Raw genomic sequence first — 21,689 nt, forward strand, 5'->3', positions numbered from 1 at the left:
TCAAATGATTTCGAGGCAGGGAATGGGAATGACGAATTTCCCGCCCCAGTCCCTGATGTAAGCCAGTTGTTTGGTGATCTCGTCGCGCAGATTCCAGGGCAGCAGCAGCACGAAATCCGGCCGGTCATCCTTCAGCCGGGCTTCCGCCACCACGGGGATATGACTGGCGGGCAGCCATTTATTTTGTTTGTGCGGATTGCGGTCCACCACATATTCCAGCAGGTCGTTCTTGATGCCGCAGTAGTTGAGCAGGGTATTGCCCTTGGCCGCGGCTCCGTATGCCACCACTCTTTTACCAGCCTTCTTCTGTTCGATGAGAAAGGCGGTTAGCGCCATTTTTACTTCCAGGGCCTTTGCCTGGAAATGGTCATAGTAAGCAAGCGTGGTCATCCCCTTCCCCGCTTCTTTTTCCAGCAACGCTGCGACCCGGGCAGAGATGGTCTTGCTTTTGTCTTCCGCATGACCGGCATAGATGCGGAGGGAGCCGCCGTGCGTAGGCAATTCCTCTACATCGAATAGTTCGAGTCCCTGTGACCGGAAGATCTTTTGGACGGTGTAGAAGGAGAGATAGGAAAAATGTTCATGGTAGATGGTATCGAACTGATTATTGTCCACCAGTTGCATCAGATGGGGGAACTCCATCGTAATGACACCCGTCTCGTTTAGCAGCAATTTCATCCCGGCGACAAAGTCAACGATGTCCGGCACATGAGCGAGCACGTTATTGCCCAGCAGCAGGTCGGCCTTTTTATTCTCCTTTGCCAGCCTGGCGGCCAGGCGAACCCCGAAGAAATCGACTACCGTGTCGATCCCCTTTTCCATGGCAACCTTTGCCGTGTTGGCCGTCGGTTCGATACCCAGCACCGGAACTCTTTTCTCTTTGAAATACTGCAACAAATATCCATCATTGGAAGCCAGCTCGACGACCAGGCTCCGGTCGTTGAGACCAAAACGCTCCGTCATGGTATCGGTATATTTCCGGGAATGTTCCAGCCAACTGGTAGAGAAAGACGAGAAATATACGTATTCGCTGTTGAAGATAGCGTCGGATTTCTTGTATTCGTCGATCTGTACAAGGAAACAGGCAGGGCAGGTGTAGACCTTCAACGGATAGAATACCTCTGGTTCGTTCAGCTGCTCCGGGCTGAGAAAAGAATTGGAAGCAGGCGAGTTCACCAGGTCAATAAATACATCCTTTAGTACTGTCTTACAAAATCTACATTGCATAATCAGATTCCTTTGAAATTATTATCGACGAATGGATGACCGGAGTCCCTTGCAGAGATGCTGCTGACGGACAAAGGCCATTCTATCGCAAAAGCCGGGTCATCGTGGCGAAATCCGCCTTCCGCTTCAGGGGTATAATATTCCGTATGATGATAGAGGAGGGCGCTGTTCTCTTCCAGCGTCTGGAATCCATGGGCAAAGCCTTCCGGGATATACAACATCCGGTTATTGGTTGCAGACAGTTCGACACCAGTCCACTGAAGGAAGGTAGGCGAATCCCGGCGAAGGTCGACGATCACATCGAACACGGCGCCGGCGATACATCTGACCATCTTGATCTCCCGGTAGGGCGGATGTTGAAAATGCATTCCCCTGATCGTCCCTTTGCGATAGGATATCGAATGATTCAATTGTACCCACTCCTTTGTATGACCGATGTGCTGGCCGAACTCGTTCTTGCAGTAAAAACGTGCGAACCAGCCCCGCTCGTCGGTATACGGTTGGAGTTCTATGACAAAGGCCCCGGTGAGCCGTGTGGCGGTGAAGATCATGCGGGGAAATAGGATTTGATTTGTTGGAAAGTGTATTCAGCCTGGCGACCGACAGGTTGCCGGTACCATTCCAATGCCCATTGAATGGCCTGCCGTGCGTCGAGCCGGGGCGTCCAGTACAGCTCTTCCCTTGCCATCGTAATATCGAGTTTGAGCAGCCCCGCCTCATGCGGCGCTTCCGCCGAAGAAATATCCTTCCAGGCCCCCTGCCCCCAGGTGGCGATAGCTGTCTCGACCAGATCTTTTACCGACAGATGGTCCTGCGGCAAAGGGCCGAAATTATAGGCTTTTGCATAACGGCGGGCATCCCGATGCAAGAGGATCGCCAGCCGCAGATATCCGCCGAGGGGCTCCAGGACATGCTGCCAGGGACGAACAGAGACCGGATTACGCACTTCTATCGTCCGGCCGCTTAACAGCGACCGGGCTGTGTCGGGGATGATCCGGTCGCGACTCCAGTCACCGCCGCCGATAACATTCCCTGCACGGGCGCTGGCAAGTCCCCGGGAGGTGGAGGGAGAGAAAAAACAATTCCTGAAAGAGCTGATGACCAGTTCGGCGCAGGCCTTACTCGCACTATAAGGATCGTGTCCCCCCAGCGCATCGCTTTCTTTATACAGGACACCCGTTTCCTTGTTCTCATAGACCTTATCTGTCGTAACAGCTACGACGCTGCAAGGTTTTTCGAGCGCCATCACCGCTTCCAGCACATGGGCGGTGCCGGTAACATTGATATCGAAAGTATCGGCCGGCATTTCATATGACCTGCGCACCAGCGGTTGCGCGGCAAGATGGAAAACATAATCCGGCTGAAAGGCCAGCATCTCCGCCTTCAACCGGTCTTTATCGCGGATATCGGCCAGGCAGGAATCGACACCGGGAAGAGGGCCCAGGATGTCGAAGAGACCGTTCTCATATTCCGGCGCGAGAGCATACCCCTTGATCCCGGCTCCGGCCAGATGAAGAACTGCCATCAGCCAGGCGCCTTTGAAACCCGTGTGCCCGGTTATAAAAACCCGTTTGCCCCGGTAGGCATCGCTCAGCTCGCGAAAGGTCACCAGAGTTTCCATTTCGCCTGATTTTTTTGCCATAATGCCTCCAGCTCCAGTTTGTCCCGCATAGCATCCATGCATTTCCAGAATCCGGTATGTTTATACGCCATTAGCTCCCCGTCGTGAGAGAGCTGTTCCATCGGATCATCTTCCCACATCATCGCGTCCATATCCCCGTCCAGATAACGAAATACTTCCGGGCGGAGCACGAAAAAGCCGCCGTTGATCCACTTTCCGTCGCCCTTTGGTTTTTCCTTGAACGTCCTGACGATGCCATTTTCCCCCAGCTCCATTCCTCCGAACCGGGCTTCAGGCTGGATAGCCGTCACTGTTGCCACCTTTCCATGTGACTGATGAAACCGGAGAAGCTCGGGTATATCGATATTCGATACCCCGTCGCCATAGGTGAGCATAAAATCTTCATCTCCCACATACTGTTTAACCCGCTTGAGTCTTCCAGCCGTCTTGGTCGACAGTCCGGTATCGATAAGCGTCACTTTAAATGGATCGGTATTGGTGTAATGAACGTCTAATTTATTGCTGCCCAGCTCGATAGTAATGTCCGAATTATGCAAAAAATACTGCATAAAGTATTCCTTGATCAAAAAACCCTTATATCCAAGACACACAATGAAATCATTGAACCCATAATGGCTATAGATCTTCATAATATGCCACAGCATCGGCTTTCCTCCTATCTCCACCATGGGTTTCGGCCGGGTATCCGTTTCCTCTGCGATCCGGGTGCCCAGTCCGCCTGCGAAAATGACGACTTTCATACGTGACGATTCAAGATTGGAGACAAATCTAATTGTATTTCTTCAAGGTATTGCAGGAATAGCTGCAACCCCTTGCGTTTGGCGGCATCCAGCCGGTAATCGAGGTGTTTGGTAAAATAATCGTGAAGGGAAAAGTAGGGGTAAGGGTTGGCAGCTACTACCTCATCGAGGTGCAGGACGCCTTGCCGGTTAGCTTCGTCGAATGCCTTTATAAAATCAGCATCGAGCCGTTTGTTGCTGATCCATGCGGCAAAAACAAAGGGCAGACCGGTGAGTGCTTTCCAGGCTTCCGCCAGATCGTAGATGTAGGGCGAACGATGGCGCTGTTCGAGTGCCCGGTCGCCGATGACGACGCCGGCAGTGGCGCCTTTGATATGATCGCGAAAGTCCTTGCCACCATCGACCAGTTCGGGACTGATCTTCCAATATTCCTTCAGCAACACCCGCGCCAGCTGCACCGAAGTACGGCTTTGATAGTCGAGGAGAACACGTTCCACCTTTTCGATGGGCGTTTCACAAAACAGACAAACGGATGCAACATTGCCGTTGCTGCCGATGCACCAGTCTCCATTGATATAATATTCCTGCATCTGGGGGATGATGGCCACCGGTACCAGCCCCATATCTATTTCGTCATTCAGCAGCATGGTCGCAATACGGGAAGGATAGTCGATGATCAATTCTATGTCCTTTGCGACGGATGCCCTTTCGATGCCGTAAAGCAACGGCTTTGTATTCAAATAGCTAACTGCGCCCACTCGTATTTTTCTGTCCAATTCCTTTATATTAATTTTGCCGCGAAGTTACGAATATGGAATTGAATTCGCTCACGGCAATATCCCCTATCGACGGGCGATACCGTCACCAGGTGCAGCACCTGGATGATTATTTTTCGGAATATGCCCTCATCCGGTATCGGGTATTGGTGGAGGTGGAATATTTCCTTTTCCTGGCCAGGAAACGCTTCTTTTCGCTGGATACCGCCAGCAGAAAGCGGCTGCAGGAGGCAGCATCAGCTTTCAGCCTCGAGGATGCCCAATGGATCAAACAAACCGAGAAGACCACCAACCATGATGTGAAAGCGGTGGAATATTTCCTGAAAGCCCGGCTCAAAGACCAAAAGACGGACAATCCGCTGCCGGAAGAATGGATCCATTTCGGTCTGACCTCACAGGACATTAATAATACCGCCATTCCCCTTTTATGGAAACATGCGGTGGAGTTCGAATATCTCCCGGGATTGCTCAATCTCAAGCGGCAACTGGAAGTGCTGGCCAGGGAGTGGAAAGACATCCCCATGCTGGCCCGTACCCATGGCCAACCAGCCAGCCCTACCCGCCTGGGGAAGGAGATCCTTGTCTTTATCGAGCGGCTGGAAGACCAGGTAGAGCTGCTGATCCAGGTTCCCTTTTCGGCCAAGTTCGGTGGTGCGACGGGTAATTTCAATGCGCACTACGTGGCCTTCCCCGATAAGGACTGGGCCAAATTAGGCGATGAGTTCGTGGAAGGAACCCTGGGGCTTCAACGACAGCAGTATACGACACAGATAGAGCACTACGATAATCTGGCGGCGCATTTCGATGCCATCCGGCGCATCAACACCATCCTCATCGACTTTTGCCGCGATATCTGGACCTATGTCTCCATGGATTATTTCAAACAAAAGGTAAAAAAAGGAGAAATAGGGTCTTCCGCCATGCCGCATAAGGTGAACCCCATCGACTTTGAAAATGCAGAAGGAAATCTGGGGGTCGCCAACGCCTTGTTCGAACACTTCGCCGCCAAGCTGCCCGTCAGCCGGCTGCAACGTGACCTTACGGACTCCACCGTGCTGCGCAACATCGGCGTCCCCTTCGCACACACGATCCTCGCCCTGAAATCCATCGAGAAGGGGCTGGACAAGCTGGTGCTGAACAAAGAGCGGATCATCCAGGATCTGGAGAACAACTGGGCCGTCGTAGCCGAAGCCATACAAACCGTCCTGCGCAGGGAGAACTACCCGAAACCCTACGAGGCCCTCAAGGAGCTGACCAGGGGACAGGAAGGCATCACCAAACAATCCATCCATAGCTTTATTGACGGACTGAAGATATCGGCCACCTTAAAAAAGGAATTGAAGAAGATCACCCCCTTCAACTATACAGGCATCACCGTTTAGCGATGCTGCCCTATTTATGGATCTCCGAAGTGAAATGGAATTCGATCTCGGGATTATTGGTCCTTTCCGTATTCAGGAACCATTCGCTTTGAGCGAGATAAACCAGGAAACCATCTTTATCCACCGCGATGTTGGCATTTTTAAACCGGGTGAAGTCATCCAGCTTTTTGGCGTCCTTGCTTGTGATCCAGCAGGCCTTGTAGAAAGGCTGCGCATTGAATTGTACGGAAGCGCCGTATTCGTGCAACAGCCGGTATTGGATCACCTCGAACTGCAATTCGCCGACACAACCGATGATCTTCTTGTTGCCGCCAAACTGGGTGAACAGCTGGGCGACACCCTCGTCGGTGAGCTGTAGCAGCCCTTTCTCCAATTGCTTGGTTTTCATCGGGTCTCTATTCACCACCTCCTTAAAAATTTCCGGTGAGAAGGAGGGAATGCCGGTGAAATAGAAGTCCTCTCCTTCGGTGAGGGTATCCCCGATCTTAAAGTTGCCGGTATCGAACAGCCCCACGACATCTCCGGGGTAGGCTTCTTCGATCACGTCCTTATCCCGCGCAAGAAAGGTATATGGGTTGCTGAACCGGACATCCTTGTCCAGGCGTACATGATGGAAGTATTTGTTTCTTTCAAAGCGACCGCTGCACACCCGCAGGAAAGCGATGCGGTCGCGGTGCTTGGGGTCGAGGTTGGCATGGATCTTAAAGACAAAACCGCTGAATTTGTCCTCATCCGCGGCCAGGTGCCGCTTGGAGGTTTCCCGTCCGCGAGGCACCGGGGCGATACGGATAAAGGTGTCCAGCATCTCCCTCACCCCGAAATTGTTGATGGCGCTGCCAAAGAACACCGGCGCCACCTTACCTTGCAGGTAGTCGGCTACGTTGAGCTGTCCATGAACGCCATCCACCAGCTCCACGTCCTCCCTCAGGACCATGGCGTCCTTCTCCCCCAGCTTTTCATCCAGCAGACTGTTGTCCAGCCGGTCAAACCTGATCAGATCGTCCTCATCTACGGCCTTCGTATTGGCGGTGAAAAGGACCAGGTTCTTATCGTAGAGGTTGTATACACCCTTGAAATCCTTCCCGCTGTTGATAGGCCAGGTCATGGGGTGCAGTTGTATATTCAGCTCTTTTTCAACCTCTTCCAGCAGATCGAAGCGGTTTTTGCCATCCCGGTCCATCTTGTTGATAAAGACGATGACGGGGGTATCCCGCATCCGGCAGACCTCCATCAATCGCCGGGTCTGAGCTTCCACCCCATTGACGCTGTCGATGACGAGAATGACACTGTCTACGGCCGTAAGGGTGCGGTACGTGTCTTCTGCAAAGTCCTTGTGACCGGGAGTATCCAGGAGGTTGATCAGCACCCCCTTGTATTCAAAGCTCATGACGGAAGTAGCAACCGAGATACCCCTCTGGCGCTCTATCTCCATAAAGTCACTGGTCGCGTGTTTCTTGATCTTGTTGCTCTTGACGGCCCCCGCGGTCTGGATGGCGCCGCCGAACAGGAGGAATTTCTCCGTCAGGGTCGTTTTCCCGGCATCGGGGTGGGATATGATGGCAAACGTCTTGCGTTTATTGATCTCGTTGGTATATCGCATAAAGTGCGCAAAGGTACAAAAATTAGCGCGTAGGGGCGCTGCGTAAACCCAACCTTTTCTTCACCGTATTCCATACCGGAATTACGTCGTCCGAGAGGCGAAACAGCAGTATGCTGCCGCCGTACAGCGCACTAAAAACCACCGACCGGAGGACCATCCAGCCAAACCCGCTGTATCCACCAAAAAGCAAACGGCATCCATAGTAAAGGGCTATTCCCAGCAGCAGGGCAATCAGCGTCCGGCGATCGAAAGGGTTCATCTGGTATTTACGGTAGAGAAAGAGACAGCGAATGGTATTATACAATCCGAAGGTGATAAGATCGGCGATGGCGGGTCCGATGATGCCATAGCGTTTGGCCAGGATATAGTTGAGGGGAATGGTCAGGGAAACGAGGATCATTCCCGTCCAGAAATCCAGCCGCCAGTGGATAGAGGTACCGATGATCTGGGTGTTCAGCCCTGTGCCCATGTCGATCACCCGGTTAAGCCCGATGATCAGGAATACGGTTTCGGCCGCCAGGTATTCCGGTTTCAACCCAAAGAACATTATCGCATCCCGGAAATTGATCGCGATGAGGATGAAAATGCCAATAGCAAAGATCAATTGGTTGATGGCGCTGCGGTGATAGATGCGGCTGATTCGTTGGTGATCCCCATCCCGCCAGGCCTGCGACAAGGGGCCGATGGCCGCAGCAGCAACCGCACGCTGGGGAGCCATGACGAGGCTGGCGATAAATTGCCCGATGGTGAATACCGCGACGGCCGACAGTCCACCTGCGACGACGGCGCCTATCACCGGCTGCGCAAAGTACATCGACAGATTGAGAATGATGCCGGCAGACCATGCCAGCAATATCAGGCTCTTCACCTTCGGGAGGAATTTTTTTGTCACCCTGCTGATGCGAAAGACAAAATGCAATTCTTTTTTGCGCAGCAGGAAAACCAGCAGGATGCCGGCGACCCACAGATAATTCAGGGAATAAAGCTTGATAAAGGCATCATGACTGCGGAGGACGCCGAGGAAGAGCAGCACGATCAGCACGGTATTAAGCGCCCGCCACAGCAGTTCGCGCAGAAAATTGGTGAGTATGCTGCGCTTCAACTGCCAGCCAAAGGCTTCCAGCACATACAGCAGGCTCAGTCCAAGGCCAAACGGGAATATCCAGTAGTAGTAGTGCACCAGCAGCGCGGAGTTGTTCCCAAACTTCCGGATCACAAGAGGCTGGAAGACCAACCCGGCAGCTATCACCAGCAGAAAGGCGCCCAGGGTAAGCAACAGGGCGACGCTCATCATGTCGTCGTCCCGGTCTTTCAAATTGGCTTTGTAATAAGGATAAAATTTATTGATAAAGGAAGGCATCCCGAAGGTGGCGATGGGATACATGATATTGCCAATGGCGACGAACATCCCGATGACCAGTCCGTTCTCATCGGGCGGCAGCCATTTTGCGAACAGCAGGTTATTCAAAGCACCCAGGGCAAAACCAATATAGACGACGCCTGATGAAATGATACTCTGCCGGCGGATAGTGCTCATGGGCATGCATTTTAAAATCCTGATCCGGATGGCAGCAGGGAGTTGAGATCCTCTTTGCTCTCATAATGGAAGGGCCGGTTGAAGGTCACCCAGCCTTTTTTCACTTTGACCCTGCCGTCGAGGGCGACGTTTACCTGCCCGCTCTGGAGCAGGGACAGGGCGTTGCTGAAAAGGCTGCGCATATCTATCTGGACGGCCACGGGCACATAGAAGGTATCCTTGCGCGGGATCAACAGCGGGGAGTCGAGGATAGAATGACCGGCATGTTTCCCGTTGATCAATACATCTACTTCGGCCCGTTTCAACTCGAGATTGTATGGATTAGGATTGTAGAGTTTCACCGTCGTGGCGAGGGTCGTCTGGCCACCGGGCGCCCTGGCCACCTGTACATCACGAAATCCGTAATATTCCGGGGCCTCCGGTTGCCGGCATCCTGCCGCCCAAAGGATCATAACGGCTATCCCCGCCAGTTTCAATTTTTCCCTGGTGATGGTGAAGTATTGCATACCTGCAAGATAAGGGGCATTTAGGTAATTCCTGAATATTACCTACCTTTCTGGAAACAAAGCCCGTGTCTACCATCCCCGAACGCATTAAAGAATTTAACAGCACCCGGCTGCCTGCCTACACGGCAATGAAATATCAGTTGATGGCGGAAGACCCTTTCCGGTTCTTCAGGGGAACCTGTCATCTCTTCTACGAAGACCTTTGCCAGGCGCCCGCTTTCCCGGACTCTCCCCTGGCCTGGATATGCGGCGACCTGCACCTGGAGAATTTTGGCACCTACAAAGGGAACAACCGGCTGATCTATTTCGATCTCAATGATTTTGACGAAGCGCTGCTCGCCCCCGCCGCCTGGGAGGTGGTCCGGATGGTCGCGAGCATCTACGTCGGCTGCGAGTCCCTGGGCATAAGTAAAAAAGAAACCGAACAGGCAGCCGGTCTCTTCCTGGGCGTCTATACGAAGCATCTCGGTATAGGCAAGGCCCTCTATGTGGAACCAGAAACGGCCCATGGCATCGTCCGCACCTTTATGGATACGATCTGCGAGCGTAAACAGAAAGAGCTCATCCGGCAGCGCTCCGAAGAAGGAAAGAACGGCAAACTGCGGATCCGCATCGACCGGGTGCGCCTCTTCCCCATCGACAAGACCCTGCGCAAAGAGCTCTCGGTACACGTCAACCAATGGCTGCAAAATTCCACCGTGCTGAAAGACCGTTACACCGTTCTCGATGCCTGTTTTCGGGTTGCCGGCACCGGTAGCCTTGGCTGCCGGCGGTATCTTTTCCTGGTACAAAATACCAATGACCCCAAAAAGCACCTGCTCATCGATATGAAAGAGGCCTTGCCTTCGTCGGTGCAACCCTGGCTCAGCATTCCCCAACCCACGTGGACCTCGGAAGCCGAGCGGGTGGTAGCCATCCAGCACCGGATGCAGAATATCAACCCGGCCCTGCTGAGCACAACGATCTTCCAGGGTTCTCCCTATGTATTGAAAGAGATGCAACCCACCGCGGATAAGATCGATTTCCTCCAGGTGCGCGACCGGTACAAGGACATCGCCTGCGTGGTGGAAGACATGGCCTTCCTCACCGCGAGCGCCCAGCTACGCAGCGCTGGCCGCCAGGGCGCCGCCATCCCCGATCTGCTCATCGAATTCGGCCATAACAGGCACTGGCAGGAGCCGGTGCTGCAGTATGCCCGCACCTATGCCGGCGTGGTAAAAAAGGACTACCAGGACTATTTCACTGCTTACAAAGCTGGTTTCTTCTCCTAAAATTGTACTTGTACTATGGCAGCAACACAGGACATCCTTTTGAAACTGATATTGTCCCTCGTCATCGGTGGCGCGCTCGGTGCGGAAAGGGAATACCGCAGCAAGTCGGCCGGCTTCCGCACCATTACGCTTATCTGTCTGGGGGCTACCATTTTCACCATCTTCTCCCAGATCATCGGGGGCAGCAGCAATCCCGACCGCATCGCCTCCAATATCGTCACCGGTATCGGTTTTGTGGGGGCAGGCGTCATTTTTAAAGGTGACAGCACCAGTAAGGTCAACGGTATTACAACGGCGGCCATGATCTGGGTGACGGCGGCCCTGGGCGTGGCCATCGGTGCAGGCTACCTGTTGATCGCCGGCATTACCACCCTGATGATCCTGGTCGTCCTTTTTGCCTTCAGCCTGGTGGAAGAGCGGATCGACAGCTTCAACCAGCTCCGCAACTACAGAATCGTATGTCCTTTTGAGAATGAGACCCTCCACCGTTATGAAACCCTCTTTAAAAGCCACCACCTCCGGTTCAAACGAACCCGGCAGGGCAAATCGGCTGAAAATCTGCTCACGGGGGAATGGCTGGTACAGGGCTCAGAGAAGAACCATCGCCATGTTATCCACGAACTGATGCGTGACCCTACAGTAAGGGAGCTGGAGTTTTGATGGCGGCGGGGTCCCACCACGACGGTGCCTTGCTTAGAATACCTCCAGGGTCCAGGTCCTTGCGAATGTTTCTCCACCCTCCAGCCGGTTGATCCCTTCTTTTTCCGTCCACTGCTGGTTGCTGTCGACGGAGTCAGCGATGCCGCACCATGGTTCTATACAGACAAAATCCGCATTTGGCGCCGCCCAGATACCAAGAAAGGGAAAGCCGGGAAACTCCATTCGCAATCCCCGTTCGGTGCGCGCAGAACGCAGGGCGATACCGGTAGAGGCCAGATGCTTGAACACCAGGGCGTCTTTGGCGAACAGCTCCTTTTTCAAGGGCAAGGTCAGGCTATCGGCAAGCAGGGGCTGGGACTGCCTTTCGATGAGGCCGTCTTTGGAGATGGGCCAGCGGGGTGCACTCTCCGGCTGATCGAATTGCAGGTAATAGTCGGTATAGGTTGTCCCCGGGGCAAGCGGAACGTTGAAAGCAGGATGGCCGCCGACGGAAAAATACAGCGGTACAGTGGCAGGGTTGCTTACCCGGTAGGTGGTGGTAAAACCGCTGGCAGTGAGCCGGTAGATGATCCGAAGCTCGAAGTCGAAGGGAAAATGCTGTTGGGTAGCCTCGTCGCTTTTCAGGAGGAAAGTGATGGATTCCGGTGCCTGGGTCTCCACTCCGAACTCCTGGTCGCGCGCAAAACCATGGCGGGAAAGCGTATAGGGCTTATCCTGGTAGTAGTAGGTATTGGCCTTCAGGGTGCCTACGATAGGAAACAGCAGGGGGGAATGCTTACCCCAGAAAGCCGGGTCCCCATTCCATAAGTATTCGGTCTGATACCCTTTGTGAAAAATGCTTTGCAGTTCTGCGCCTTTGGGATGTATACTAAGCCTGATCTGTTGGTTTTCGATGAAGAACATAACCGGTGAATTTGCCCAAATTTAGGGCTTTAATGCGTACATTCGGGTCATGTTTCGCAACCTGGAGATCATCTGGACCAGCTTTAAAATGGCGTTACAGGAGTTTCGCAGCAACAAGCTCCGCACCTTCCTTTCCTTGTTAGGGATCACCTTTGGCATCTTCTGTATCATCAGTGTGCTGTCCACCATCAGCAGCATGCAAATACAGGTCAACAAAGACCTGAAGGCGCTTGGCACCAAGACGATCTATATCGACAAATGGCAATATACCCCCGGTCCGGATTATCCCTGGTGGAAATATATCAAGCGGCCAACACCGAAATTCGACGAGTTGCGGCTGCTGAAAATGAAGGTTCCCGATGCCGCCCACATCTCCTTTGAAATGGAGACGCAGGACAGGGTCGACTACGGCGACAACAGCCTCACGGGTGTCAGCTACTATGGCAATACGGAGGATTTCGACAAGATACAGCAGGTGACGGTGGGGACCGGCCGGTATTTCCAGCAGGCTGATTTCGACCATGGGTCGCCGTTCGTCGTACTGGGCTATCGTATTGCCGAACAGCTCTTCAACAAGCCGGAGAAGGCGGTAGGCCAGACGGTGAAACTGAGAGGCGGTAAGAATGCCATCGTCATCGGCGTCATCGAGAAACAGGGTCAAAGTCTCATCGGCGGTTGGGACTATGACAACTGTATCCTGCTGACCTATTCGTTTATGAAACAGATGATCAAGGAAGAGAATGCCAATCCCAAGATACTTGCCCAGGCCGGTAGCAAAATGAGCACGGAGGCACTGCAGGATGAGTTGAAAGGGGCGATGCGGTCGATCCGGCAGCTCAGTCCCACCCAGGACGATAATTTCTCCCTGAATAACATCGATAATCTGGGCAAATTCTTCGACCCCATCTTTAGTGGTATGAACATCGGCGGCTGGGCCATCGCCGTTCTATCGCTCATCGTCGGGATGTTCGGGGTCGCCAATATCATGTTCGTCACCGTACGGGAAAGGACAGGCCAGATCGGGCTAAAAAAAGCCATCGGCGCCAAACAGGGAAGCATCCTCACCGAATTCCTGCTGGAGTCGGCCTTTCTCTGTGTCATCGGCGGGCTCATCGGACTGATAGCCGTGTTTGCCCTGACGCTGATCTTCTCTGCCATCCTCAGCTTCCGGGTCATCATTCCCCTGAATATTATCCTGCTGGCCGTCTCCATTTGCATCTTCACGGGTGTTGCGGCGGGCATCATCCCGGCCTTTGTCGCCGCCCGGATGGACCCGGTGGTAGCGATCAGGAGCAATTGACAGCCCCCACCCTGCGGCCCGGTGCATCCCCTCGCTTTTCCTTAATTTTGCGCCCATGCGAACAACGAGTTCAGGCCCGGTTACCCTTTTAGCCATCGAATCCTCATGTGATGAAACGAGTTGCGCCATCAGCCGCGATGAGGTGATCCTGTCGAATATCATTGCCGGCCAGGCCGTCCACGAACAATACGGCGGTGTTGTGCCCGAGCTGGCCAGCCGGGCGCATATGCAGAACATCGTTCCGGTGGTGGACGCCGCCCTGAAGAAAGCCGGTGTTTCCATCAGCGAACTGACGGCCATCGCGTTTACCCAGTCCCCGGGCCTCATCGGGTCGTTGCTGGTAGGTTCGCAGTTCGCCAAATCGCTGGCCCAGGCACTGGACATCCCGCTTCTCTCCGTGCATCACATGCAGGCACATGTACTGGCAAATCTCATTGTCCCGGCGTCCGCTGCCCGGAGCGCAGCGTCATCGCCCGTTGCCTCCACCTCTACGGCCGCCAGTCCCGGACCCGCCTCGCCCGCCAGCCGGGAAGCCGCCCGGCCATCCTTTCCTTTTCTTTGCCTCACCGTCAGCGGCGGGCATACTCAGATAGTGCTTTGTCATTCCCCGCTGAAAATGGAGGTCATCGGCGAGACACTCGACGACGCCGCCGGCGAAGCCTTTGACAAATCCGCCAAGCTGCTCGGCCTGCCCTACCCCGGCGGCCCCCTCATTGATAAATATGCGCGGGAAGGCGATGCCGGCCGTTTTCCATTCCCCGAGCCACAGATACCAGGCCTCAATTTCAGCTTTAGCGGACTGAAGACGGCCATTCTTTATTTCCTGCAGGAGAACGTAGCAAAAGACGCCGGGTTCGTTGCCGCCAACCTGCCCGATATCTGCGCCTCGATACAGGGGCGCATCATCTCCATCCTCCTCAACAAATACCGGAAGGCGGCGCGGGAAACGGGCGTCACCGATCTTTGCATCGCCGGTGGGGTATCGGCCAACAGTGGATTGCGCAAAGCATTCGGGGAGATGGGTCGGAACAACGGCTGGAACACCTTTATCCCACCTTTTGAATACTGTACCGATAATGCCGCCATGATCGCGATCACGGGCTATTACAAATACCTGGCGGGTGAATTCGCCCCTTTGTCGGTGAGCGCCAGTGCCCGCGCCGAATGGTGAGTTTTCCATAATTTCGCGAAGCATGCCCAACCCTTATTTTCAGTTCAAGCAGTTCATGATCCGCCAGGATCAGTGCGCCATGAAAGTGTGCACGGATGCCTGCATCCTGGGCGCCTGGTTTGCCAACAAGGCACCGGCCTGGTCACAGGTGTTGGACATCGGCAGCGGCACCGGGCTATTGATGCTGATGCTGGCGCAGAAGCACAAGGGAGAGATCAGGGGCATCGAGCTCGACCTCGATGCTTACCGGCAACTGAAGGATAATATCGGGCAAAGTCCCTGGAAGCAAATGCTAAAGGTCTTCCCGGGAGATGTTCGCTCTTTTACTTTTCCCGGCAAATTCGACTTCATTATCACCAACCCGCCTTTTTATGAGGACGACCTGCCCGCTGCCAGCGACGCCGTCAACCTGGCACGTCACAGCAAGGAGCTAACCCTTGCCGAACTGCTCACCGTCATCCACGCCAATCTGTCCCCCGAAGGCGCTTTCGGTATCCTCCTACCCTATCACCGGGCGGCCTGGTTTGAAGAGACAGCCGCTTCGGCCTATGGCTTTTGTCTGAAGGAAAAACTCCTGGTGCGCCAGACACCCCGTCATGATTTTTTCAGGAGCATCCTCTATTTCTCCCGCCGCCGCGAAGGCTTTGTCCCGACGACCGAGCTGACGATACAGAACAGCGAAGGAGTGTATACGGAGGACTTTGCCGAGCTGATGCGCGATTATTACTTGTATTTGTAAGCGCGGGCCCGCCAGCCTCTCCCCTCGGTGGCCCCTCCACGCTGTTAACGCACACCGGCGTATTCCGACAGGTAGCGGTAGTGCTCCATCAGTTGGCCGCCCCTCACCATCGTCGCGCGATCGATGATCTTCGAGCCTCCATTTATCAGCGGTTCCAATACGTATTTGATCAGCTGTTGGCCAAAATACCGGGAGGCATCTCTTGGCAATTCGTTAGGCAGGTTGCCAACGGCCATGACGTCGACCGAGCCGGGCAGGTAAGGCGCCGTGCGTTGCCGCGTCTGCCGGTCTACTCCATAAATGGGGGCTTCCATGGAAGCCTCGCCAAGGTTGCAGGGTATCGACCCTTCCTTGTCATCGGTGATGTCGGCGATGGTCTTTATCCTGAAGTCGGGATGCACCATATCCTCCCACTCGAACAGCCGGGGCATATTTTTGTCCCAATAGATGCCGTTCATCAGGATATCGGCTGTCCGGGTAAAAGGCAGGAAGGTGCAGCGATAGTCCTGGGGATGAGCATGAAAGTGTTCGCGATGATAGGTCTTTGTCTGGACATGTTCGTAGAGCCCGCCGCCTTTCAGCTGGGTAAACACCGGATAGGAGAAGCTGCGTTCGAGAAACTCATCGGGCTCCACCTCTACTATTTCCAGGAGGTTCATCACTTCCAGCACGCCATGCGCCACGCGGCCGGAGCCGGTGACGGCTACTTTTATCTCCGGCAGCCGGAGACCGAAATAGGTGTGGATGAGTTCGCGGAAACTCTGCTGCTGGTGTACCCGGCCAAGATTATACTCACCGGTGCGCTGCCCATAGGCCATGATCCCGTTGTGCGCTCCCACGACACCGGCAAAGAAACCAAAACCCAGGATACGCTGCCCATCGTCGTGCTCCAGGCATTCATAGTCGATGAGGGTGATCTTCTTTTCCAGGATGGCGCGAAACATCTGCCGGTTGTCAGGTTGTTGTTTCTTGGTGTGGGAGAAAAAGAGATAGGTCTTGCCGGGAAGCAGGGTTTTTGCAGGCACTTCCTTGATGCCGAGGAGGATGTCGCAACCGGTCATATCCTCCCGTACTTCAACCCCCGCGGCGAGATACTCTTTATCGGAATAGCAGCGCTCGGGCGAAGCCTGTGCTATCACCCTTACTTCGGTCGAAGTTTTATGGATCCATTTGCAATGAGCGGGCGTCAAAGCCACTCTGTTGTCTGCAGGAATTTTGCCTTCGCGTAACAAGCCTATCGTTATCATCCTTAGCCGTTTTTCCGCCGGTTTCTCGTCCGGGCGATTGCTAAAGATAGAATTTTTCACTCCTTTTTGGACAGGAGGGGCTAAATACGTAATATTGCGTCCCGCTTTTCCCAACGATCCCATGCCCAGATGGCGGAACTGGTAGACGCGTCAGACTCAAAATCTGGTATTGGCAACAATGTGCAGGTTCGATTCCTGTTCTGGGCACAAGGCCTTCTTCGCGATCGCGGAGGAGGCTTTTTTCTTACTACCGGTAGGAAGAAGGAAGATAAGCATCCCTATTCCATTCTGAGGCTCTTCGTCGGATTGGCAGTAGCTGCTTTGATCGCCTGGAAACTGATCGCACCCATACTGAGGATCATCAGGATACACCCCGCTGCCAGGAAGGTCCACCAACCTATTTCGATCCTGTAGGCGAATTGCTGCAGCCAGGTGTGCATTATCCACCATGTTACAGGCACGCCTGTCAGGGTCGCCAATATTATTAGCTTCACGAAATCTTTCGAAAGCTGATACATAATGTTTTTTACGGATGCTCCGAGGACTTTGCGGATACCGATCTCTTTGGTGCGCTGCTGTATATTGTAGGCAGCAAGTCCGAGAATACCCAGGCAGGCAATGACCATCGCAATGCCGGCAAAGACGCCGAAGACAGCTCCAAAATGTCGATCTGCCGCGTACTGCTTGTCAAAAAATTCATCAAGGAAATAATAGTCGAAAGCATCGTTGGGGAAATAGGTCTTCCATTTTTCCCTGATAGCGGCAATCGTCGCCGGAATATTCCGCGAGGAGATCTTGATAGAATAAAAATTCCGGGCACTACGGCGCAGAATGATCCACTGCGGATAAACAATTTTATGAAAGGACTCCGTATGATAGTCCTGAACGACACCAATTATTGTTTTGGGAACACCGACCCCCATTTTCATGTTAATGGCTTGTTCCGGTGTACTGAATCCAAGCATCCGGGCCGCGGTCTCATTGATGATGACCGAAGGACCTTCGGAGACGCCGGCAGAGGAATCCGTCGGAGAGAAATTCCTGCCTGCGACCAGCTTCATGCCATAGGCAGGAATAAACTCTTCGTCGACGCCCAGGAAGCGAAAGACAAGAGGATTGGAGTAGCCTGGATCCGAACGCGCGATGCGGTTAGTCCAGGTATTTTCTTTGCCCATCGTGCTCGTGGAAGCCGTTAGACTCATGACCCCAGGCAACTGTAAGACTGAATGTTTGAAAGGCTGAAAGATTCCCTGGTAGGCAGTATCTTTTATGGAACTCGCTCCGTTCACTACCAGCATCTGACTAATGTCCACTCCCAGCGGCTGCGAACGCATAAAATTTATTTGACAATAAACGATCATCATCCCTGCCACCAGCACAATGGAAGTCAGGCATTGAAATATGATGAGCCCTTTCCGCAGGATCAACCCTTTGGTACTGCTTTTGAAAGAGCCTTTCAATATGGAAGCCGCCTTAAATCCTGATAGAATAAAGGCCGGATAAGTCCCCGACAACAGCGTCCCGACGATAAAAATAAAAGCGGCCATCGTCCAATAGGTAGGAGGCAAATAAAAACCACCCGGCAGTTCTTCGCTGATCAACACCTTGAACCAGGGCGTGACCAAACCTGCGATCATCAAGGCTATGAAGAAGGAAGCGAGGTTGATCAAAATGCCCTCGACCAGAAACTGGCGGACCAGTGATAAGCGGGTGGCGCCTATCACCTTCCTGACGCCGACCTCCCGGGCGCGCTCCAGCGAACGAGCCGTGGCAAGATTAATATAGTTCACCCAGGCGATGCACAGAATGAATAATGCCACCAGGAATAAGAAGGTCACTGTTTGTTGATTCCCATTCACCTCGGCTTCTTCCCCATAATCAGAATGAAGATGTATATCCGTCAACGGCATTATATAAACCTCGTTGCGGATGCCGCCCGCCCTTTTGAACTCAACGTTATTCACGTACCGGTCGCAAAAACCCGGAAATTTAGCTTCAAGCTTTTTAATGTCCGTTCCGGGCCGCAGCAGCAAATAGGTATAGAAAACGTCCCATCCCCAACTCGTTTCCTCCGGCCTGCTCTGGTCGCCCCACAGGCGGAAGTAGCTGCCGACAGTCGCATAAGACAGGAGATAGTCGACTACCAGGTGAGAATGAGCCAACGGATGGAACACCCCCGAAACTTCGAATAATTTGGTAAAGTAGGGAGCGCGGTAGACAAGTTTTTTCCCCAAAGGGTCGACATTGCCAAAGTATTTCCTGGCCAGTTCTTCGGAGAGCATGATCTTATCCAGTCCGCTCAACGCCGTCCGGGAATCCCCCTTGATCACCTGAACGTCGAACATAGGGAGAAATGACGGGTCGGCATAGTAGCCTTTCTCCTCGCGGAACTTTAGATCCCGTTCATCGTTGGAGAGTAACAGGTCGGCTTTGGACAGGCGGCAGTAATCTTCTATCTCCGGAAATTGCTGCTTCATTAAAGGGCCGAATGGGGGATATGAAGTAGCGGATTGATAGATCAGGTTTCCATGTTGATAAGTATCCAGCCTTAATCGAGCGATCCGGTCGGCCTTAGGAAAAGCATCATAGCCCTTCTCAAAAGCTACATATTGAAAGAGGAGTAGGCAACAGGCTAACCCCGTTGTAAGACCGGCTATATTGAGGACGGAGTAATCTTTCCGCCTTAAAAGACTGCGGATGGCAATCTTAAAATAATTATAGAACATCTTACAATGACCTCCCCGTAAGGATGGGAATCAAAGCGGGTGCCATTCAATTTTTGATTTGATAACCAGTCGTTTATTAATCCCAACGCTTTTATTCTGTTCGATTTCGATACAGCAAACTGTCTGTTTACGCTTATCGTCATCCAGCTACAGGGGTGGTGAATCAACTTTCGACGGTGATATCTTCCAATTCGCCTTCTTCATCCACAACTACCACTACAATATAGTTTGTTGTTCCTCCCGGCTTCGCGAAGTGTCATTTGTTCTTTTTGGACCGTTTTTCCCTGAAAACTGCGAGTCAATCAATTTCCAATCCAAAGCTTACGATACTCTTCTTTCCATGAGTTTTTCCAACGTCTGTGGCTCCATAAGTATAATTCAGGAAACTTGCGAATGATCTCCTCCAGCGCGGCGACATATTTTCGTGTGAGTTCGCCTTCTTTTGAAGAGCCGGGATTATTGTCCAACAATATTCCTTTTATTTCATAGTAGCCCCTGCGGACCTTAATGACAGGCAAGAATACAACGGGTATATTGCCCATGCGCGCGCCCTTCTCGGGTCCTTGCAAAAAGGAGGTTGGTACGCCCATAAAGTTGAGCCAATAACTTTTTTCGGGGGACGGCGGGTTCTGATCCGCTACCAAGGCTAGAAGATACCTACTATGGCGGTAGTGCATCATTGACCGCCGCATATCGTTATTGGGTAACAAAATGCAGCCAAAACGCTGGCGTATGTATAGGAACAACCGGTCCAATATTTTACTGGTGATGGGTGAATAGGCTACAAGGGTCTTAAAAGGAACTCCGGTAGGAACGCCGGCATTACACCATTCCCAGTTAAATAGGTGCCCCATGAGCATGTGACAGCTACGATCCTGTTTATGGATATCTTCAAACGCTGTTAAATCTCTGGAAATGCGTTTCAGAATAGCCTTTTCTGAAATGCTTATCATTTTTATCACCTCAATCCAGTTGTCAGCAAAATTGTGATAAAACTTCTTGGCAATAGCTTTCCTGTCAGCGGCCGTCTTTTCAGGAAATGCCAGGGCGAGGTTGCTGAAAACTACTTCTTTCCTATAGCCGATCACATAGTAAATAACAATATAGACAAAGTCAGACACTATATATAAAACCCTTAAGGGAAACAAGCTGACAATGTATAATAAAGCAAAACAAATATAATACACAGGATAATAGCAGTTTAGTTTGATCAAAACTGAACTTTCGGTTAGAGCAACAATTGATGGATCGTGCTTGTTGTGATCAATAAAAATATTTCCCTTCCAATTTATGTAGCCGTTTTGTAAGCTCCCCTTGTTTTGCGACCACTGCGGATTAGAATTTTAAGGGCATTATTCGTTATCGAGGATTTGCTGTAATTTTTCGTTTGTGTAGCCAAGCTCTTCCCAGATACTATCAGCCTTATCTCTGGCCTTATCAAGCAAAAATTTGGCCATCACTTTCTTCAATTCAAGCAGATCTTTTTCAGCAATTTGTACCGAAAAAAGTTTCAGTAATTCAGCCTGGATATTGCTTAAAGGCGGACGTACCGAAGGATGAATCATAACTAACCTATTTTACTTAAAATACTTTGATTCTTCTTTGGATTCGGTAGGCCTTCGCTTGCGAGGATTAGTATAACGGCTCCTGATAGGTATTGAAGACACGGAGAATGTTAACGGCATGTGTATCCTCATCGATAGTGAACATAATCAGGTAAGGAAACCGTTTCATCGGTTTACATCGCACATCTCTGTACCTCACGGCCGATGCGGTTGGCAGCTCGGCTATGCGACCAAAATACTCCGCCACTAAGTCGGCAAAACGATAGCCCAAATCTGTCGCGATAGCATTGTAATGTTCAACACCGTCCGCAATATCTTCTGCGGCCGTAGGGGTGATAAAAATGGTATATGGCATCAGGGCTTTTTGAAACGGGATTTTACATCATCCCACTTTTGCAAATAAGCCGGATTGGCTGCAATAGCGGCCAGTTCCTTGTCCAGCGCCTCTTTTTGGCGGGACGTAAGCTCAATAACTTCCTCTTCCTCTACTGCCTCGACCGCCTGAACTTTAATGAGGTCTTCGATCAGCGCAGCAGCGTATTCTTTCTTAATGCGGATATGCAAGGTAGTATCAGCCATTAACTATGTTTTGCTGAGCGAGGAACTGGTCTGCCGCGCCCAAGATTCAAAGCTAAATTACTAAAAATAATGGTAGAAGGAAAAAGAAATCCCCCAGGTCATATACCCCAGTAATTTC

General features: G+C 52.3%; 21 protein-coding genes and 1 tRNA gene. 7 read left to right on the plus strand and 15 right to left on the minus strand.

Going from position 1 to position 21,689, the window contains the following annotated elements; translation table 11 throughout:
• From IEY39_RS03425 to IEY39_RS03445, 5 genes are read right to left on the minus strand one after another with little or no spacing between them, the layout of a single operon-like run.
• Nucleotides 1-1,227: a class I SAM-dependent methyltransferase gene (locus IEY39_RS03425; RefSeq protein WP_188928547.1), complete on the minus strand. Its 1,227-nt coding sequence runs from the start codon at nt 1,225-1,227 to the stop codon at nt 1-3.
• A gap of 2 nt (nt 1,228-1,229) precedes the next feature.
• A complete protein-coding gene (rfbC, locus tag IEY39_RS03430) occupies nt 1,230-1,778 on the minus strand; it encodes a dTDP-4-dehydrorhamnose 3,5-epimerase (RefSeq protein WP_188928549.1) in 549 nt (182 codons plus the stop codon).
• The gene (gene rfbG / locus IEY39_RS03435) at nt 1,775-2,848 is read right to left on the minus strand and encodes a CDP-glucose 4,6-dehydratase (protein ID WP_188928551.1); all 1,074 of its coding nucleotides are present in this window, start codon (nt 2,846-2,848) and stop codon (nt 1,775-1,777) included. The genes rfbC and rfbG overlap by 4 nt, the downstream gene beginning before the upstream one ends.
• Nucleotides 2,833-3,609, minus strand: a complete 777-nt coding sequence (gene rfbF / locus IEY39_RS03440) for a glucose-1-phosphate cytidylyltransferase (RefSeq protein WP_188928553.1) — start codon at nt 3,607-3,609, stop codon at nt 2,833-2,835. The genes rfbG and rfbF overlap by 16 nt, the downstream gene beginning before the upstream one ends.
• Complete coding sequence (locus IEY39_RS03445) at nt 3,606-4,385, minus strand: menaquinone biosynthetic enzyme MqnA/MqnD family protein (protein WP_188928555.1); 780 nt, start codon at nt 4,383-4,385, stop codon at nt 3,606-3,608. The genes rfbF and IEY39_RS03445 overlap by 4 nt, the downstream gene beginning before the upstream one ends.
• 35 nt (nt 4,386-4,420) lie before the next feature.
• Here IEY39_RS03445 and purB point away from each other — a divergent pair, with 35 nt between their 5' ends.
• Nucleotides 4,421-5,767 (plus strand): adenylosuccinate lyase, encoded by a 1,347-nt coding sequence (gene purB / locus IEY39_RS03450; protein ID WP_188928557.1) that lies wholly within the window; start codon nt 4,421-4,423, stop codon nt 5,765-5,767.
• Between the two features lie 10 nt (nt 5,768-5,777).
• Here purB and IEY39_RS03455 read toward each other — a convergent pair whose 3' ends face one another.
• From IEY39_RS03455 to IEY39_RS03465, 3 genes are read right to left on the minus strand one after another with little or no spacing between them, the layout of a single operon-like run.
• Nucleotides 5,778-7,367: a peptide chain release factor 3 gene (locus tag IEY39_RS03455; protein ID WP_188928559.1), complete on the minus strand. Its 1,590-nt coding sequence runs from the start codon at nt 7,365-7,367 to the stop codon at nt 5,778-5,780.
• 22 nt (nt 7,368-7,389) lie between these two features.
• Nucleotides 7,390-8,904 (minus strand): lipopolysaccharide biosynthesis protein, encoded by a 1,515-nt coding sequence (locus tag IEY39_RS03460; protein WP_188928561.1) that lies wholly within the window; start codon nt 8,902-8,904, stop codon nt 7,390-7,392.
• An 11-nt stretch (nt 8,905-8,915) separates the two neighbouring features.
• The gene (locus IEY39_RS03465) at nt 8,916-9,410 is read right to left on the minus strand and encodes an LEA/WHy family protein (protein WP_188928563.1); all 495 of its coding nucleotides are present in this window, start codon (nt 9,408-9,410) and stop codon (nt 8,916-8,918) included.
• A 65-nt stretch (nt 9,411-9,475) separates the two neighbouring features.
• Here IEY39_RS03465 and IEY39_RS03470 point away from each other — a divergent pair, with 65 nt between their 5' ends.
• Both IEY39_RS03470 and IEY39_RS03475 read left to right on the plus strand, forming a co-directional pair.
• The gene (locus IEY39_RS03470; RefSeq protein WP_188928565.1) at nt 9,476-10,681 is read left to right on the plus strand and encodes a DUF2252 domain-containing protein; all 1,206 of its coding nucleotides are present in this window, start codon (nt 9,476-9,478) and stop codon (nt 10,679-10,681) included.
• Between the two features lie 15 nt (nt 10,682-10,696).
• Nucleotides 10,697-11,341, plus strand: a complete 645-nt coding sequence (locus IEY39_RS03475) for an MgtC/SapB family protein (RefSeq protein WP_229688749.1) — start codon at nt 10,697-10,699, stop codon at nt 11,339-11,341.
• Nucleotides 11,342-11,374: 33 nt separating this feature from the next.
• On the opposite strand, the gene IEY39_RS03480 is transcribed toward IEY39_RS03475, so the two are convergent.
• A complete protein-coding gene (locus IEY39_RS03480) occupies nt 11,375-12,244 on the minus strand; it encodes an aldose 1-epimerase family protein (RefSeq protein WP_188928567.1) in 870 nt (289 codons plus the stop codon).
• A gap of 49 nt (nt 12,245-12,293) precedes the next feature.
• On the opposite strand from IEY39_RS03480, the gene IEY39_RS03485 reads away from it, so the two are divergent.
• Genes IEY39_RS03485 through IEY39_RS03495 form a run of 3 tightly spaced genes read left to right on the plus strand, consistent with a single transcriptional unit; the run spans nt 12,294 to nt 15,454 of the window.
• A complete protein-coding gene (locus tag IEY39_RS03485; RefSeq protein WP_188928569.1) occupies nt 12,294-13,544 on the plus strand; it encodes an ABC transporter permease in 1,251 nt (416 codons plus the stop codon).
• Between the two features lie 55 nt (nt 13,545-13,599).
• Nucleotides 13,600-14,715: a tRNA (adenosine(37)-N6)-threonylcarbamoyltransferase complex transferase subunit TsaD gene (locus IEY39_RS03490; protein ID WP_188928571.1), complete on the plus strand. Its 1,116-nt coding sequence runs from the start codon at nt 13,600-13,602 to the stop codon at nt 14,713-14,715.
• A gap of 22 nt (nt 14,716-14,737) precedes the next feature.
• Nucleotides 14,738-15,454: a tRNA1(Val) (adenine(37)-N6)-methyltransferase gene (locus IEY39_RS03495; protein ID WP_188928573.1), complete on the plus strand. Its 717-nt coding sequence runs from the start codon at nt 14,738-14,740 to the stop codon at nt 15,452-15,454.
• Between the two features lie 44 nt (nt 15,455-15,498).
• Here IEY39_RS03495 and IEY39_RS03500 read toward each other — a convergent pair whose 3' ends face one another.
• Nucleotides 15,499-16,701: an NAD(P)-dependent oxidoreductase gene (locus tag IEY39_RS03500; RefSeq protein WP_188928575.1), complete on the minus strand. Its 1,203-nt coding sequence runs from the start codon at nt 16,699-16,701 to the stop codon at nt 15,499-15,501.
• Between the two features lie 123 nt (nt 16,702-16,824).
• On the opposite strand from IEY39_RS03500, the gene IEY39_RS03505 reads away from it, so the two are divergent.
• A tRNA-Leu gene (locus IEY39_RS03505) sits at nt 16,825-16,908 on the plus strand.
• A gap of 71 nt (nt 16,909-16,979) precedes the next feature.
• On the opposite strand, the gene IEY39_RS03510 is transcribed toward IEY39_RS03505, so the two are convergent.
• From IEY39_RS03510 to IEY39_RS03530, 5 genes are all read right to left on the minus strand, one after another.
• Nucleotides 16,980-19,427, minus strand: a complete 2,448-nt coding sequence (locus IEY39_RS03510) for an ABC transporter permease (protein WP_188928577.1) — start codon at nt 19,425-19,427, stop codon at nt 16,980-16,982.
• Nucleotides 19,428-19,729: 302 nt separating this feature from the next.
• A complete protein-coding gene (locus tag IEY39_RS03515) occupies nt 19,730-20,641 on the minus strand; it encodes a lysophospholipid acyltransferase family protein (RefSeq protein WP_229688750.1) in 912 nt (303 codons plus the stop codon).
• 138 nt (nt 20,642-20,779) lie between these two features.
• A complete protein-coding gene (locus IEY39_RS03520; protein ID WP_188928579.1) occupies nt 20,780-20,992 on the minus strand; it encodes a DUF8507 family protein in 213 nt (70 codons plus the stop codon).
• Between the two features lie 67 nt (nt 20,993-21,059).
• A complete protein-coding gene (locus tag IEY39_RS03525) occupies nt 21,060-21,347 on the minus strand; it encodes a type II toxin-antitoxin system RelE/ParE family toxin (RefSeq protein WP_188928581.1) in 288 nt (95 codons plus the stop codon).
• Nucleotides 21,347-21,571, minus strand: coding sequence for a hypothetical protein (locus IEY39_RS03530; RefSeq protein ID WP_188928582.1), 225 nt, complete (start codon nt 21,569-21,571; stop codon nt 21,347-21,349). Before IEY39_RS03530 ends, IEY39_RS03525 begins: the two co-directional genes overlap by 1 nt.
• Nucleotides 21,572-21,689: the final 118 nt, after the last annotated feature.

Source organism: Puia dinghuensis (genome assembly GCF_014642875.1).
Taxonomy (GTDB): Bacteria; Bacteroidota; Bacteroidia; order Chitinophagales; family Chitinophagaceae; genus Puia; species Puia dinghuensis.

Bases quoted from the DNA above. Each gene is read 5' to 3' on its own strand.
- IEY39_RS03490 (WP_188928571.1), top strand. From the start codon at position 13,600: ATGCGAACAACGAGTTCAGGCCCGGTTACCCTTTTAGCCATCGAATCC.
- IEY39_RS03485 (WP_188928569.1), top strand. From the start codon at position 12,294: ATGTTTCGCAACCTGGAGATCATCTGGACCAGCTTTAAAATGGCGTTA.
- IEY39_RS03520 (WP_188928579.1), bottom strand. From the start codon at position 20,992: ATGATTCATCCTTCGGTACGTCCGCCTTTAAGCAATATCCAGGCTGAA.
- IEY39_RS03510 (WP_188928577.1), bottom strand. From the start codon at position 19,427: ATGTTCTATAATTATTTTAAGATTGCCATCCGCAGTCTTTTAAGGCGG.
- purB (WP_188928557.1), top strand. From the start codon at position 4,421: ATGGAATTGAATTCGCTCACGGCAATATCCCCTATCGACGGGCGATAC.
- IEY39_RS03465 (WP_188928563.1), bottom strand. From the start codon at position 9,410: ATGCAATACTTCACCATCACCAGGGAAAAATTGAAACTGGCGGGGATA.
- IEY39_RS03530 (WP_188928582.1), bottom strand. From the start codon at position 21,571: ATGGCTGATACTACCTTGCATATCCGCATTAAGAAAGAATACGCTGCT.
- rfbC (WP_188928549.1), bottom strand. From the start codon at position 1,778: ATGATCTTCACCGCCACACGGCTCACCGGGGCCTTTGTCATAGAACTC.
- IEY39_RS03475 (WP_229688749.1), top strand. From the start codon at position 10,697: ATGGCAGCAACACAGGACATCCTTTTGAAACTGATATTGTCCCTCGTC.
- IEY39_RS03455 (WP_188928559.1), bottom strand. From the start codon at position 7,367: ATGCGATATACCAACGAGATCAATAAACGCAAGACGTTTGCCATCATA.
- IEY39_RS03495 (WP_188928573.1), top strand. From the start codon at position 14,738: ATGCCCAACCCTTATTTTCAGTTCAAGCAGTTCATGATCCGCCAGGAT.
- IEY39_RS03500 (WP_188928575.1), bottom strand. From the start codon at position 16,701: ATGATAACGATAGGCTTGTTACGCGAAGGCAAAATTCCTGCAGACAAC.
- rfbG (WP_188928551.1), bottom strand. From the start codon at position 2,848: ATGGAAACTCTGGTGACCTTTCGCGAGCTGAGCGATGCCTACCGGGGC.
- IEY39_RS03425 (WP_188928547.1), bottom strand. From the start codon at position 1,227: ATGCAATGTAGATTTTGTAAGACAGTACTAAAGGATGTATTTATTGAC.
- IEY39_RS03480 (WP_188928567.1), bottom strand. From the start codon at position 12,244: ATGTTCTTCATCGAAAACCAACAGATCAGGCTTAGTATACATCCCAAA.
- rfbF (WP_188928553.1), bottom strand. From the start codon at position 3,609: ATGAAAGTCGTCATTTTCGCAGGCGGACTGGGCACCCGGATCGCAGAG.
- IEY39_RS03525 (WP_188928581.1), bottom strand. From the start codon at position 21,347: ATGCCATATACCATTTTTATCACCCCTACGGCCGCAGAAGATATTGCG.
- IEY39_RS03460 (WP_188928561.1), bottom strand. From the start codon at position 8,904: ATGAGCACTATCCGCCGGCAGAGTATCATTTCATCAGGCGTCGTCTAT.